This is a genomic window from Sphingomonas sp. P4_G3 (assembly GCF_056401105.1).
In genome coordinates this window covers 99,841-114,784 of sequence record NZ_JBFUJZ010000004.1, presented here as the reverse complement: position 1 = coordinate 114,784, position 14,944 = coordinate 99,841, and the positions used below count along the sequence as shown (strand labels likewise).

Annotated in this window: 11 protein-coding genes; 7 read left to right on the top strand and 4 right to left on the bottom strand. The window is 60.1% G+C overall.

Annotated elements, in window-relative coordinates:
* Positions 1-31 precede the first annotated feature (31 nt).
* The 3 genes from ilvN to AC1DQQ_RS12340 all read left to right on the top strand — a co-directional run bounded on the left by ilvN (position 32) and on the right by AC1DQQ_RS12340 (position 2,342).
* On the top strand, positions 32-547 hold the full coding sequence (gene ilvN / locus AC1DQQ_RS12350; protein WP_066810648.1) for an acetolactate synthase small subunit: 516 nt from the start codon (positions 32-34) through the stop codon (positions 545-547).
* Positions 548-661: 114 nt separating this feature from the next.
* A complete protein-coding gene (gene ilvC / locus AC1DQQ_RS12345; protein WP_478029992.1) occupies positions 662-1,681 on the top strand; it encodes a ketol-acid reductoisomerase in 1,020 nt (339 codons plus the stop codon).
* A gap of 58 nt (positions 1,682-1,739) precedes the next feature.
* Positions 1,740-2,342, top strand: coding sequence for a TMEM175 family protein (locus AC1DQQ_RS12340; RefSeq protein WP_478045359.1), 603 nt, complete (start codon positions 1,740-1,742; stop codon positions 2,340-2,342).
* A 178-nt stretch (positions 2,343-2,520) separates the two neighbouring features.
* On the opposite strand, the gene AC1DQQ_RS12335 is transcribed toward AC1DQQ_RS12340, so the two are convergent.
* Complete coding sequence (locus AC1DQQ_RS12335) at positions 2,521-2,913, bottom strand: BLUF domain-containing protein (protein WP_478040813.1); 393 nt, start codon at positions 2,911-2,913, stop codon at positions 2,521-2,523.
* 257 nt (positions 2,914-3,170) lie between these two features.
* On the opposite strand from AC1DQQ_RS12335, the gene leuA reads away from it, so the two are divergent.
* Entirely contained in the window at positions 3,171-4,835 is a 1,665-nt protein-coding gene (gene leuA, locus AC1DQQ_RS12330; protein WP_478029989.1) for a 2-isopropylmalate synthase, read from the top strand.
* 108 nt (positions 4,836-4,943) lie between these two features.
* Here the strand turns inward: leuA and AC1DQQ_RS12325 are convergent, their stop codons facing one another.
* Genes AC1DQQ_RS12325 through folE form a run of 3 tightly spaced genes read right to left on the bottom strand, consistent with a single transcriptional unit; the run spans position 4,944 to position 6,695 of the window.
* The gene (locus AC1DQQ_RS12325) at positions 4,944-5,300 is read right to left on the bottom strand and encodes a dihydroneopterin aldolase (protein ID WP_478040812.1); all 357 of its coding nucleotides are present in this window, start codon (positions 5,298-5,300) and stop codon (positions 4,944-4,946) included.
* Positions 5,293-6,066, bottom strand: coding sequence for an SDR family oxidoreductase (locus tag AC1DQQ_RS12320; RefSeq protein WP_478040811.1), 774 nt, complete (start codon positions 6,064-6,066; stop codon positions 5,293-5,295). The genes AC1DQQ_RS12325 and AC1DQQ_RS12320 overlap by 8 nt, the downstream gene beginning before the upstream one ends.
* Positions 6,063-6,695, bottom strand: a complete 633-nt coding sequence (folE, locus tag AC1DQQ_RS12315; protein ID WP_478029986.1) for a GTP cyclohydrolase I FolE — start codon at positions 6,693-6,695, stop codon at positions 6,063-6,065. Before folE ends, AC1DQQ_RS12320 begins: the two co-directional genes overlap by 4 nt.
* A 229-nt stretch (positions 6,696-6,924) precedes the next feature.
* On the opposite strand from folE, the gene AC1DQQ_RS12310 reads away from it, so the two are divergent.
* The 3 genes from AC1DQQ_RS12310 to AC1DQQ_RS12300 all read left to right on the top strand — a co-directional run bounded on the left by AC1DQQ_RS12310 (position 6,925) and on the right by AC1DQQ_RS12300 (position 14,801).
* On the top strand, positions 6,925-9,867 hold the full coding sequence (locus AC1DQQ_RS12310) for a TonB-dependent receptor (protein ID WP_478045358.1): 2,943 nt from the start codon (positions 6,925-6,927) through the stop codon (positions 9,865-9,867).
* 289 nt (positions 9,868-10,156) lie between these two features.
* Complete coding sequence (locus AC1DQQ_RS12305; RefSeq protein ID WP_478045357.1) at positions 10,157-10,384, top strand: hypothetical protein; 228 nt, start codon at positions 10,157-10,159, stop codon at positions 10,382-10,384.
* Positions 10,385-10,442: 58 nt separating this feature from the next.
* Positions 10,443-14,801 (top strand): RHS repeat domain-containing protein, encoded by a 4,359-nt coding sequence (locus tag AC1DQQ_RS12300; protein WP_478045356.1) that lies wholly within the window; start codon positions 10,443-10,445, stop codon positions 14,799-14,801.
* Positions 14,802-14,944: the final 143 nt, after the last annotated feature.

Here is a 14,944-nt window from a genome sequence, read left to right as displayed (position 1 = left end):
CCCCAGCTTTCGCTGGGGTGACGATCCAAAGGTGCACATCAAGGAAGAGAAAGCCGAGCGGCATACGCTCGCGGTGATCGTCGACAACGAGCCGGGTATCCTGGCACGGATCGCCGGTCTGTTCACCGCACGGGGCTATAATATCGAGAGCCTGACGGTGAGCGAGATCACCGAGGACAAGCAGGTCAGCCGCATCACCATCGTGACCTCGGCCAGCCCGCATGTCCTCGAACAGATCGTGGCGCAACTCGACCGATTGGTGCCGGTGCACAAGGTCCGCGACCTCACCGCCGAGGGCGCGCATGTCGAGCGCGAGCTGGCGCTGGTCAAGGTACGCGGCACCGGTGAAGCGCGGATCGAGGCGTTGCGCCTGGCCGAAGTGTACCGCGCGCGCGTGGTCGACGCGACGATATCGAGCTTCGTGTTCGAAGTGACCGGCGGAACCGAGAAGATCGACAAGTTCGTCGAATTGATGAACGAGGTCGGCCTGATCGAGGTTGCGCGCACCGGCATCGTCGCCATTTCGCGGGGGAAAGACGCGGCGTAGCGATCGGCAGATCGCGTCATCCCAGCGAAAGCCGGGGTCTTGCGCCACCAGGGAATCAACTCATGAGATGCCAGCTTCCGCTGGCATGACGGTTACGTTTCGAAAGGGAATGAAATGCGTGTCTATTACGATCGCGACGCCGATCTGAACCTGATCACCGACAAGAAGATCGCCATCGTCGGCTATGGCTCTCAGGGCCATGCCCATGCCCAGAATTTGCGCGATTCAGGCGTCAAGCAAGTCGCCATTGCGCTCCGCGAGGGCTCGGCCACCGCGAAGAAGGCCGAAGGCGCCGGGTTCAAGGTCATGTCGAACAGGGATGCGGCCGCCTGGGCCGATATCCTGATGATTCTCGCCCCCGACGAGCATCAGGCCGCGATCTGGGAAAACGACCTCAAGGGCAATATGCGCCCCGGCTCGGCGATCGCCTTCGCGCACGGGCTCAACGTCCATTTCGGGCTGATCGAAGCGCCGTCGGACATCGACGTGATCATGATCGCGCCCAAGGGCCCCGGCCACACGGTCCGCAGCGAATATGTCCGCGGCGGCGGCGTCCCCTGCCTGATCGCGATCCACCAGGATGCGAGCGGCAACGCGCATGACATCGCGCTGGCCTATGCCTCAGGCGTCGGCGGCGGCCGGTCGGGCATCATCGAGACCAATTTCAAGGAAGAATGCGAGACCGACTTGTTCGGTGAGCAGGCCGTTCTGTGTGGCGGCATCACCCATTTGATCCAGGCCGGATTCGAGACCTTGGTCGAGGCGGGCTATGCCCCCGAAATGGCCTATTTCGAGTGTCTCCACGAGACCAAGCTGATCGTCGACCTGCTCTATGAAGGCGGCATCGCCAACATGCGCTACTCGATCTCCAACACCGCCGAATATGGCGACATCGTCACCGGTCCGCGGATCATCACCGACGAGACCAAGGCCGAGATGAAGCGCGTGCTCGCCGACATCCAGTCGGGCCGCTTCGTCAAGAACTTCGTCCTCGACAACCGCGCCGGCCAGCCCGAGCTGAAGGCGGCGCGCAAGGCGGCGGCAGCGCATCCGATCGAGAAGATCGGCAGCGAGCTGCGCGCGATGATGCCGTGGATCGGCGCCAACAAGCTGGTGGACAAGGAAAAGAACTGACGTGCCGCTGATTTCTGATTACCGTCGGCCCCGTCGTTAAAGCGGGGTTCGACACGGAATGAGCGAAGGTGGGGAAGGCAAGCCAGGGATCGGGCGCGTCGAGGCTTTTTCGGACGGCGTGCTGGCGATTATCGTCACCATCATGGTGCTCGAGTTGCACGCGCCCGAACTGCCGGGGCTCGACAGGCTCGTGCACCTCTGGCCGGTCTTCCTCGCTTATGTGCTGAGCTTTGCCTATGTCGGCATCTATTGGGCGAACCACCACCGCTTGTTCAGCCATGCCTCGCGGGTGACCAACCTGCTGATCTGGCTGAACCTCGGTTTGCTGTTCACGCTGTCGCTGATCCCGTTCACCGCCGCCTATCTCGGCGAGCAGCATTTCAGCCGCGACGCGACATTGGTTTACCTGGCATCGATGGTCCTGCCGGGCATAGTTTACGTTCCGCTCCAGGGCGAAATCCGGCGGACCGGCGTCCACGGGCCGGAAGCCGAGACCTATCACCGCCAGACCTCGCGCAAGGGCGTCGCTGCCGTGCTGATCTATCTCGCCGGCGCCGCGCTCAGCTTTGTGTCGCCATGGCTCGGCATCGCCGCCGCCGCGCTCGTCGCCTTCCTCTGGTGCCTGCCCAAAAGCCCGTTCGACGCGTTGTTCGGGGATTAAGTAGGAACCGCAATCTCGCGTTTTTCTTGCCCTCTCCCGCCTGCGGGAGAGGGAGGGGCCCGCCGCGAAGCGGTGGGAGGGTGAGGGTCTTCTTTATTCTTCTGCTTCGGTACACGTTTGGAAGAAGAAAGAAGACCCTCACCCTGCCCTCTCCCGCAAGCGGGAGAGGGTCCAACTGTCAGGCGGGCTGCAGTGCCCTGAAGTGACGGACGGTTTCGTCAGAAACCCCGGCAAGCAACACCCGCAGACGATCATCGAACGCGTCGATCGATTCCCGGCGGTCGCGATAGATCATCGTCCAGTCCCCGAACTCGCGTTCCTCGATCGGGCGGTCGACGAGAATCGTCAGATCGCGATGACGAGCGTCGTTTTTCAGCCGCTCCATCAAGTCGGACACGCTATCGATGGGTCCCTCGATCGCCTGCAGGAAAGCGTCGTCCTCTGTGTAGAGCAGACCCGTAATTCCCTCCAATCCGTTGCGCGCCGCTGCATCGCGAACGATGTCCGGAATGTCGTCAGCCGCGTGGCCGCTTTCCGATGTGGTGAGGCTGCGATAAATGATTTGACGCACACGCTACTCCTTACAGGGCAGTAAAGCTGCCACAACGCGTCCAGCCTTTCCTTGCCGTGGATCAGTCTTTCGGGCTGGACTTTCTTAACCATCGGGGGCTAGGGCTGAACCTGAGATGACGATCGGACTCGGCCTTACCCTGCTTCGACTTACGCGCCCTTAGGCGCGTAGTTCATCCCGCGTGCCGGCGACGGCGCGCACCGCGCCTAAGGGCCTGACCCTCCCCGCCGCTCCTGACGACGAGAAGAGCCATAGCCATGTTGCGCGACCCATCGACCAAATACCGCCCCTTTCCCCCCATCAACCTGCCCGACCGGCAATGGCCGTCGCGGACGATCACCCAGGCGCCGATCTGGCTGTCGACCGACATGCGCGACGGCAACCAGGCGCTGATCGATCCGATGGACGCCGAGAAGAAGACCCGCTTCTTCGATCTCATCGTCAAGACCGGGATCAAGGAGATCGAGGTCGGGTTCCCCGCGAGCGGCGCGACCGATTTCGACTATATCCAGGATCTGGTTCGATCGGGCCGCGTTCCCGATGACGTCACGCTGCAGGTGCTGACCCAGGCGCGCCGCGACCTGATCGAGACCACCTTCGACAGCCTGATCGGCGCGCCCAAAGCGATCGTCCACTTGTACAACGCGGTCTCGCCGGCCTGGCGCAAGATCGTGTTCGGCATGACCAGGGACGAGATCAAGGCGATCGCGGTCGAGGGCGCGAAGATGCTGCGCGACTGCGCCGCGGCGCGGCCGGGCACCGACTGGCGGTTCGAATACAGCCCGGAGACCTTCTCGACCGCCGAACTCGATTTCTCGGTCGAGGTCTGCGCGGCGGTGATGGACGTGCTCCAGCCGACGCCGGATAAACCGATCATCTTCAACCTGCCCGCAACGGTCGAATGCGCGACGCCCAACGTCTATGCCGACCAGATCGAGCTGTTCGGGCGAACCATCCCCAATCGCGACAGCGTGATTATCAGCCTGCACACCCATAACGATCGCGGCACTGGCGTCGCCGCGGCGGAACTTGGATTGATGGCCGGTGCCGACCGCGTCGAGGGCTGCCTGCTCGGTAATGGCGAGCGGACCGGCAATTGTGACTTGGTGACGGTCGCGCTCAACATGTACACGCAGGGCGTCGATCCGAAGCTCGACCTCTCCGATATCGACCAGATCATCAACACGGTGACCTATTGCACCAATTTGCCGGTGCACCCGCGCCATGCTTATGCCGGTGAGCTGGTCTATACGTCCTTCTCGGGCTCGCATCAGGACGCGATCAAGAAGGGCTTCACCGCGCGCGAACGCCAGAATGACGATGTCTGGGAAGTCCCCTATCTGCCGATCGACCCGGCCGATCTCGGCCGCAGCTACGAAGCGGTGATCCGGGTCAATTCGCAATCCGGCAAGGGCGGCGTTGCCTGGATCCTGGAACAGGACAAGGGACTGAAGCTGCCCAAGCGCCTGCAGGCCGATTTCTCGAAGCATGTCCAGGCCCTGGCCGATCAGACCAGCCGCGAGCTCGATGCCGACGATATCTGGCAGCTCTTCCAGCGCACCTACCTGCCCTATGGCGGCGAGCGGCTGCAGCTCCAGGCCTATGACGAGACGCGCGCGCCCAATGGCGAACGCATCTTCGCCGGCAGCATCGCCGAAACCGGCAGCGTCAAGTCGGTGAGCGGACGCGGCAACGGACTGATCTCGAGCGTGCTCGCGGGAATCCGCGACGGGTTCGGGATCGAACTGGATGTCGTCGACTATGTCGAGCACGCGATCGGCCATGGCAGCGACGTTCAGGCAGCCGCCTATGTCGAGTGCCGCGCGGCGGATGGCGGAACGGTCTGGGGCGTCGGCATCGACGAGGACGTCGCGACCGCGAGCGTCCGCGCGGTGCTGAGCGCGGCGAACCGGGCTGCCTGACCTCCCGTCATGCCGGGCTTGTCCCGGCATCTATCGCGCAACAACGGCTGGATTCCGTTGGGGAGGTTTGGATCCCGGCACGGGGCCGGGATGACTCATGTGAGCAGGTCAGCGCGTCCGGGTGATCTCGCAGCCGATCCGCGCGTCAGGATAAATGTCGGGTTTCGCCGACTGCACGGTCACTGCGACGACACGCGGATCGGCAAAGCATAGCGTCGCGATGCGCTCGCACAGGACTTCCTGCAGCATTACGTGCCCGCCGGCCGCGATCGCCAGCACGCCTTCGCGGATATGGTCGTAATCGACCACCGCCTCGATGCGGTCCTCGGGCACCGCCGGATAGGCGCAGGTCATCGCCACCGACACCAACACACGCTGCGGCCCGGCAAGCTCCGCCTCGTGAATGCCGAGCCCCATCTGCACTTCAAGCCCGTCGAGCCGGATCGTGTAGGTCGCCTCAGCCATCGCGGCGGCCCGGTGTCGAGAACATGACGTCACCCTGTCGCTTGAGAAACCGCTGGCCGTTGTCGAGGAAAAGATTGTGCCCGGTCACCGCCGGTGTGGTGAGCAGATAGTCGACCGCGCGCGCGATCTCCTCGATCGGCACTGGTCGACGCAGCAGATTCTCGTCAGCGACGCTCTCGAACTCCGCGTCGCTCTGGTCGCCGCTCGGCAAGGTCAGGCCGGGCGAGATGGCGTTGACCCGCACCCGCGGCGCCAGCGCCTGGGCGAGCATCGTCGTCGCGCCTTCCAGCGCGATCTTGGTCAGCGTGTAGCTGAAGAAATCGGGATTGAGATTGGCGACCTTCTGGTCGAGCAGATTGACCACCGCACCGTCCTCCAACTCGTCCTGTTCGGCCAGCGCACAGGCCAGCGCCGCGGGGGCTGCGAGGTTCACCGCGGTCAGCCGGGCCAGCAAGGCAGGATCGAAATGCGGCGGCCGGTCGAACTCGAACACCGACGCGCAATTGACCAACCCGTCGATCGGCCCGCCCGTCGCGTTGCGCGCGGCGCGGAGGATCGCCGAGGCGGCATCGGGCGCGGCGAGGTCCCCGACCACCGTCGCGACGCGGTCGCCCGACGGATCGAGTTCCTGCGCCAGCGACACGGCATCTTCGTCGTGCGGATGATGGTGGTGGATCACCACGCGGTGCCCCGCCGCCGCCAGCGCGCGGACGATCGCTGCCCCGATCCGCCGGGAGCCGCCGGTGACGAGGACCGTGCGGATCACGCCCTGCCCTGCATGTCCATCAGCGCCAGAATCTCGCGACGGCTACGTTCATCATCGCGGAACACGCCCATCATCCGGCTGGTCACCATCGATACGCCGGGTGTGCGGACGCCCCGCGCGGTCATGCAGGCATGGCTCGCCTCGATCACCACGGCGACGCCCTGAGGTTTCAGATTGTCCCAGATGCAGTCGGCGACTTCGGCAGTCAGCCGTTCCTGAACCTGCAGCCGCCGCGCGAAGCCGTGCAGGACGCGCGCCAGCTTGGAAATGCCCACGACATGGTTCTTGGGCAGGTAAGCGATATGCGCCTTGCCGATGATCGGCGCCATGTGGTGCTCGCAATGCGATTGGAACGGAATGTCCTTCAGCAAAACGATGTCGTCATAGCCGCCGACTTCCTCGAACACGCGCTTCAGATGCAAGGCGGGATCGTCCTGGTATCCTGCGCAATATTCCTTCCACGCGCGCGCCACGCGCAACGGCGTATCGAGCAGCCCTTCGCGATCGGGTTTGTCGCCGGCCCAGCGAATCAGGGTGCGAACCGCGTCGGCCACCTCGTCAGGCACCGGAATTTTCGGCGCGGCCGCCACCAGGTCGCCGTCATTCAAATCATCGTCATGGTCATTCATGGTTGTCGATCCGGTCTTTCAAACCTGGGTGACGTTACGGCAGGGCCGCAAAATCGAGCCTTGGGTATGGTCCATACTGTTTCTTTTAAGCAACAGACTAGGAAACCCGCCGTTTTCCGTGCCCGAAGCCCATTGACGCCGCAAGACCAAGCTACCTAGGCTCTTGCCAGTTCGTCGGAAACCACGCCAACCGGCATAAGATCGGGGCGAATGCATGAGGGGATGTACCATGAAGAAATTCGAACTGCTTGCCGCGTCGGCTATCGCGCTGATCGCAGCCACGCCGGCCATGGCGCAAAATGCACCCACACCCGCAGCGCCGGTCGCTGCGCCGCAGGCTGACGATCAGGACCAGATCGCCGACATCGTCATCACTGCCCAGCGCCAGTCCGAGACGCTGCAGACCGTGCCGATCGCGGTGTCGGCGTTCAGCGCCGAGGCGCTGAGAGAACAGCAGATCAACACGACGAGCGATCTTCAGCTGACGCTGCCGAACATTACCTTCACCAAGGGCAACTTCACCTCGTCATCGTCGTTCAACATCCGCGGCATCGGCGACCTCTGCGTCGGCGTCACCTGCGACGCCGCGACCGCGATCCACGTGAACGATGTGCCAGTGCTCGGCTCGCCGATCTTCCAGAACGAATATTTCGACGTCGAGCGCATCGAAGTGCTGCGCGGACCGCAGGGCACGCTGTTCGGCCGCAACGCGACTGGTGGCGTGATCAATTTCATCACTGCCAAGCCCGATCTGTCGGGCATCCACGCCTCGGGCGATGTCGAATATGGCAATTACAACAGCGTCCGCGTCAAAGGCATGCTCAACATACCGTTGGGCGACATCTTCGGTGTCCGCGTCGCGGGTTACTACCTGAACCGCGATGGTTTCACCAAGAACCTGTCCACGAACAGCAACATCGATGGCCGCGACCAGTATGACGTCCGTGTATCGCTGCGCTTCCAGCCGACCGCGAACACGACGCTCGACATCGTCGCCCATTATTTCAAGGAAAACGACGATCGCTCGCGCATCCAGAAACAACTCTGCCATCGCGACCCGACCGGCGTGCTGGGCTGCTTGCCCGACCGGCTCGGGTTCGAGCAGGTCAATGGCGACGCGACTTTAGCCTCGGTACTGACGTCGAGCCAGTTCCTCAGGCTGCGCACCTCGACCGCGCCGCTCGCCGGTTTCGCGCTGGGCAGTGTCTATGGTTCGGACGGCGACAGCTACACCGGCTACGTCAACCCGGCCGACATGCGCACGGTCAACATCGACTCGCTGCCGACGTTCAAAACCAATGAGAAGCAGGTCCTGGTCAACTTCTCGCAGGATTTCGGAAAGGCGCTGTTCAAGCTGGATGGCGGCTATACCGAAGGCATGACCGACTCGTCGGTCGACTATAACGTCGGCATCGAGCGCTCCTACGCGACCAACCCCGGCCTCAACGCGTTCAATACCCTTGCGGGCGCCGGCTTCTACGGCCCGGGCTACCAAGCGATCCGCAATATCCTGCTGCCCAACGGCAACACCTCGACCCTCTGCCAATCGCTTGCCGAACCGACCGGCACCGGCGTCTATAGCGGCCACAAGGTCTGCGCTTCGACCAGCCTCGACTTCGACCGTTCGACCGCGAGCGGCAAACAATGGTTCGCAGAAGGCATCATCTCGTCGAAGCTCGACGGACCGTTCAACTTCCTGGCCGGTGCCGGCTATCTCGACTATAAGGTCACTGACAACAGCTATTATGTGAACTCGTTCGCGCTCGACTATGCGGCGGGTCTGCTCGGCGGGGGAGGCGGCAATGTCCTCGGCACGCCCTTCTATCGCAACGACTCCGAATTCTACCATCTGAAGAGCTACGGCTTCTTCGGGGAAGCCTATGTGAACTTCAGCGACAAGGTGAAGCTGACCGGCGGCTTGCGTTACAACCATGACGAAAAGGACTATCAGTCGCGCACGAACTTGCTGAACTGCGCGGTTCCGGTGGGCGCGGCCAATGCCTATTCGTCGCCGGGTTTCTCTTGCTACGATGCCGATCCGCTACGTGCGGGCAACCAGCCGCTGGCAATCAACAATGTCAGTTTCGGGCGTCTGACCGGCCGCGCGGTGCTCGATTGGCAGATCACCTCGCGCAACCTGCTCTACGCATCCTATTCGCGCGGCTATAAATCGGGCGGCCTCAATCCGTCGCTGGCGGCTGGGTTCAGCGTCCCGCTGACGTTCGGGCCGGAAACGGTCAACGCGTTCGAAATCGGGTCGAAGAATACCTTCCTGGGCGGCACGCTCCGCCTCAACCTCACTGCTTTCTATTACCAGTACAAGCAGCTCCAGTTGAGCCGCATCGTCGCGCGCACCTCGGTCAACGACAATGTCGATGCCGATATCTACGGCGCCGAGGCGGAAGCGATCATCAAGCCGAGCAATTCGGTGCTGATCAACCTGACGGCGAGCTACCTGCATACCAAGGTTTCCAACGACAAGTTCCTCAGCAACCCGCAGGATCCGTCGGGCGGCCGCGCCGACGCGGTGATCATCAAGGACGTCACCAACGGCTCGAACTGCGCCGTGGTATCGAATTCGGGCAACGCGGCGATCTCGAACGGCTTCGTGAATGGCGTGAACACGGCAATCAACGCTGGCTTGTTCGCGGCCCAGGGTATCCCGGCCCAACCGGGCAATTTCCAGGGCACCACGCCGATCCCGGGCATGGGCGGCACGACTGGTGCGTTCAGCGTTTGCGATATATTGTTGGCCGCTTCTGCAGCGTCGCCAGCAGTAACCGTGCTTCCGTCGGGCGTCGCCGTGAACATCAAGGGGAACGAACTGCCGCAGTCGCCGCACTACAAATTCTCGGCGGGCATTCAGTGGACCGGTCAGCTGGGCAATGACTGGAACATCACCCCGCGCGTCGACCTGGCCTATACCGGCGGCTATTACGGCAGCATCTTCAACAACAACGTCAACCGCATCCAGGGCTATGAGGTGATCAACGCCCAGCTCCAGCTGAACGGGCCGAGCGACAAATTCTACGTCCGCGCGTTCGTCCAGAACCTGGCCGATAACAACGCGATCACCGGCCTCTACGTGACCGACCAGTCATCGGGTCTGTTCACCAACGCCTTCACCCTCGAACCGCGCCGTTACGGCATCGCCGCCGGCTTCAAGTTCTGACGGGAAGCGGAAACAGCACCGCCGCTTACGTCTGACGGCGCAGCACCCATTACCTCAGGCCCCGGTTAATCCGGGGCCTTTCTTATTTCTATCCCCGCCTCCGGCTGTCCTGACATGCCTGCGGCGGGCATCGGCAATATGGCCGCACTGTTACCTTTCGAGCCTATTCGATGGTGCAAGATTGCATCTATCCGAAATGAATACGAAATTTTGGATTTACTTCGTTTCGCCAATTGCCAATCGAAGTAATCTAGAGCAACTTATTCCAGTTCCGAATCAGGGGGCAATCATGGCTCGACTAGCTACGGCGCTGACTGTCTGCGTCGGCTCGATGGCGCTCGCCGCGATGGCGACCGGCATGGCCGGTGCCTCGGAGACGGTCAATTACACCTACGATGCCAAAGGACGATTGGTAAAGGTCGCGCATACCGGCTCGGTCAACAACAACGTCGTTTCGAATTACAGCTTCGACAAGGCAGATAACCGCGTCAATGTGAACGTGACCGGCGCGCCATAATAGCACGGGCGGCTTTCTCGCTTTCAACCTTTATTAAGCTAACTGGGGAGGACGAACGATGTTCGGCCATAAGTTCGCGCGCGTAATTCTCGCATCGACTGCGTTAGCGGGAGGATGCCTTGCGGCACCGTCGTGGGCTCAAACTACCTCCCTACCATCAGTACCTGATGAACTGATAGCTGATGATCAAGGCTTCGATCTTCTGTCGACAAGCTACCAGAAACAGGCGGAATCCCTTACCATTGGGGACGCAGACACGGGCCTGACTTTTGAAAGAACTTGGACTAACGGGGCATGGGTTCACAATTATAACTTTGAGCTCTCCGCTGCCCCTCCATATGCCAGTCCGGAATATCGGAACTTTGGCTCGATATTGGGCGTGATCGGCAAGAATAGAGTGAACTTTTATTGGGATGGAACGAAATACCTCGACTCCTCCGATTCAGGAAAGACCGTCACCCCTTCTGGTTCAGGATACATCATCGCCCTTAAAGATGGTACTAAGATAGTATTCGATAGAGACATAACTTGTGGATGTAATGCCGGATCATCAGGCCATCAATTTATAGCAAGCGCAGTTATTAAACCTTCCGGCGAACATATAACTTTATATTATAAGGTCAATCCGGGAACAGCGCCTTATTATTTTGACATCGGACATAGAATCTCTGGCGCCGTTAGCAGCAACGGCTACGAATTGAAGTTCGAATATGTAAATGATACTCCCTCATTTTCGCTTAGCAGCGATACGGATTATAACAGAATTCAAAGCGTTACTGGATACAATCTAGCAACGAGCTATTGCGATCCTCAGGCTGATCACTGCTCTACTCCGCCAACGAATCTTCCTAGACTGTCATACGTCTATTCCAGTCCGCCCGCGCAATACGGCGACCCTTGGTATGTTAACGTCTCCGACGCAATGGGAAGAACGACGACTTATACCTTAAACCAATATTTTGTTTCTCCGTCCTATTACAATAGGATTATCGGCATTCGTCGACCAGGCGATAGCAGTAATTCTACCTCCGTTACCTACGGAGATTCTAACAATCCGGATAGAGTGACCTCTATCACCAACGATGGTGTGACATACAACTATAATACTACCGACACCTATACGGGCGCCGATCAAGGATTTCTAATCGTTTCCGGACGCACCATCGTCAGGACGAACCCGACCGGCGCGAGTGTCACTTATAAAGCGGCGAATTTCGTGGCGAATTCCGGCCGAATTACCAGTGTGATAGATCCGCTATCCCACCAAACGGACTATGGTTATGATGTCGCCGGGCGTTTGACGTCTGTGCGTAACCCAGAAGGTGATACCAAAACCTACGGATACGATGGGCGAGGCAACCTCCTTAGCGTTACCGAAGCGGCCAAACCCGGTTCGGGACTTGCCAACATCGTGACCTCAGCGACTTATCCCAGTAGTTGCACCAACGCCCTTACATGCAACCAACCTCTTACGGCCGTTGATGCCAAGGGCAATACCACCACATTCACCTATGATGCCACTCATGGAGGTGTACTTACCGCTACTTTGCCTGCCGCTAGCACGGGCGGTGTGAGCCCACAAACGCGGTACGGTTACACCGCTTTGCAGGGATCGTATAAGAACAGTGTCGGCGCGATTGTCGCCTCGGGTTTCCCGACCTACAAGCGGACGTCGATTTCCACTTGTCGAACGTTAGCAAGTTGCACCGGCACGGCTGACGAAACGCGAACGACCCTCGCTTATGCCGGAAATGGCACCACGAATAATTTGACATTAACCGCGCAGACGGATGCCGCCGGAGACGGGTCGCTGAGCGCAACCACCGCGTTCACCTATGACGATGTTGGCAATGTAGCCAGTATCGACGGCCCTCTCGCTGGTAACAGCGACACGGTAACTTATCGCTATGACGTCGATCGAGAGCGCGTTGGAGCGATTTCGCCGGACCCTGATGGTGCCGGCGCGCTCAAGCGACGCGCGATCAGAACGACCTACAACAATAACGGACAGCCGACCCTCGTCGAGGCCGGAACGGTGAACGGCACCACCGACACCGACTGGTCGGCGTTCGTATCGCTGCAACAGCAAGCCACGACCTACGATGCCAACGCGCGAAAAGCGACTGACAGCATCAGCGGCGGTGGCACGACATACAGCCTCGCGCAGTACAGCTATGACGCCGATGGCCGGTTAGACTGCACGGCGGTGCGGATGAAACCGAGCACTTATGGCTCGCTACCCTCGGCCTGCACGGCGACGACCGGTACCGGCGACGCAGATCGCATCACCAAGATGACCTACAACAACGCTGACCGCGTCACAAAGACGACTTCTGCTTATGGAACAGCGGACGCGTCCGACGATGCAACCACGACCTATACCGATAACGGGCAGGTCGCGACGCTTACCGATGCCAATAACAATAAAACTACCTATACTTATGACGGATTCGATCGGCTGTCGAAAATCAGCTATCCTTCGACCACCAAAGGCTCGGGCACGAGTTCGGGAACGGACTACGAGCAGCTGGGCTATGACGCCAACAGCAACCTCACCAGCCGTCTGCTGCGCGGCGCGACATCGACGATCAACTATACCTACGACAATCTGAACCGGCTGCAGACCAAGGACCTGCCGGGCACCGAGCCAGACGTAACGTACGGCTACGACTTGCTCGGGCGGCTGACGAGCGCCGCGACCTCGGCGCAGACGCTAAGCTTCACCTATGACGCGCTCGGTCGCAACCTTACCCAAACGGGGCCGCTCGGCACGGTCGGCTATCAGTATGATATCGCGGGACGTCGGACGCGGCTGACCTGGCCTGACCTTATCTACGTGACCTATGATTATCTGGTCACCGGCGAGATGACGACGGTCAAGGAAAATGGGGCAACGACGCTCGGGACGTATGCTTATGACGATCTCGGCCGGCGGACCTCGCTGACTAGCAGCAACGGTGTGGTCACCAGCTACGGCTATGACAACGCATCGCGGCTGACATCTCTCGTGTCCGACCTTGCCGGCACGGCCAATGACCTGACGCTCGGCTTCGCCTATAATTCCGCGTCGCAGATCACGTCCACGACGCGGTCTAACAACGCCTATTCCTGGCCGGGCGCGACGAATGTAGCACGCAACTACACGGCGAACGGTCTGAATCAATATGCGACGGCGGGCGGCGCGACGTTCGGATACGATGCGAAGGGCAACCTCACGTCGGACGGGACTACGAGCTACACGTACGACTCAGAGAATCGAATGGTCGCGACGACGTTCGGCGGCGGCGCGACGCTGCTCTATGATCCCCTGGGGCGCTATTATGGGTCGATCCAGGGGTCGGCGACGAAGACCGTCCTATATGACGGCGACCAACGGATCGCCGAATATGACGGTGCGACTCTGTCGAAGCGCTATGTGCTTGGCGCAGGCGAGGACAATCCGCTGGTCTGGTATGAAGGCTCGACCCTGAGCGATCGGCGATCGCTGCAAGCGGATGAGCGGGGGTCGATCACGTCGGTGGTGAATGCCGCGGGCACTTTACTCTCGATCAACAGTTACGACGAATATGGCATCCCGTGGTCGCAATTCGGCAAGTACGGCTTCACCGGACAGGTGTGGATCCCGCAGGTTGGCTGCTGGTACTACAAGGCCCGGTTCTACTGTCCCACGATCGGGCGGTTCATGCAGACCGACCCGATCGGGTATGGCGATGGGATGAATTGGTATAATTATGTCGGCGGCGACCCGGTCAATAACAGCGATCCAAGCGGCACGGACCAGAATTACCTGGACATTAACCCCGGCGCAGCCGCTCCGAAAGACGATGGCGGCCCACAAATCGTCATAACGGGAATTCGGTCTTTGGGCGTCGCGACATTTGGTCCCTCCCCACCACCGGCCGCTGCCGGCTCCACGCTAAGCCAGGCGATCAAGGGGACGAACTTATCTGACATCCTTGTTAACGGCACGAGAAGTCGGACGGATGAAGATCCCGATACGAACAATGAAGAGTCCAATGATCATGATATAGTAGTGCACGGAGCAAGGGCTGGAAGAACTTTACCGAGGACTGGACAACGTGGCACCCCCACGTTTTTGCAGTCTTTCGGGACCGCAACTTGCAAGAGTATTGTTGACAATGTCGGTGGCGATCCCGCTCAAATCCTCCTTGGAATTGGCACTGGGCTCGTGGGCAATAAAATAGGTGCTATTGCGACAGGCTACGCCTCACAAGTAATGCGATCTTCATGGACAGCAGAAGAAGGGTCGATCGTAGTCGCGGAAAGAGGAGCGCTTATCGGAGCGCGCGCGGGACGTGCCGGAGGTGTCGTTGGCGCAATCGGAGGCGCTATTATTGGTGTCTATGCTGGCAAAGCCATCCAAAAATATCAAGATAAGTTGAAGAAACTTTGCTGATAGGTATTCTATAATGTACAGCAAATACAATTACATTTTATGTCAGCTAATACTCTGCGTATCATTTGCGTATTCGCACAAGCCAATTTTGAGTTATTTTACAACACAAAGTGAAACATTTTCTGCTATAGAAATAATTTTCG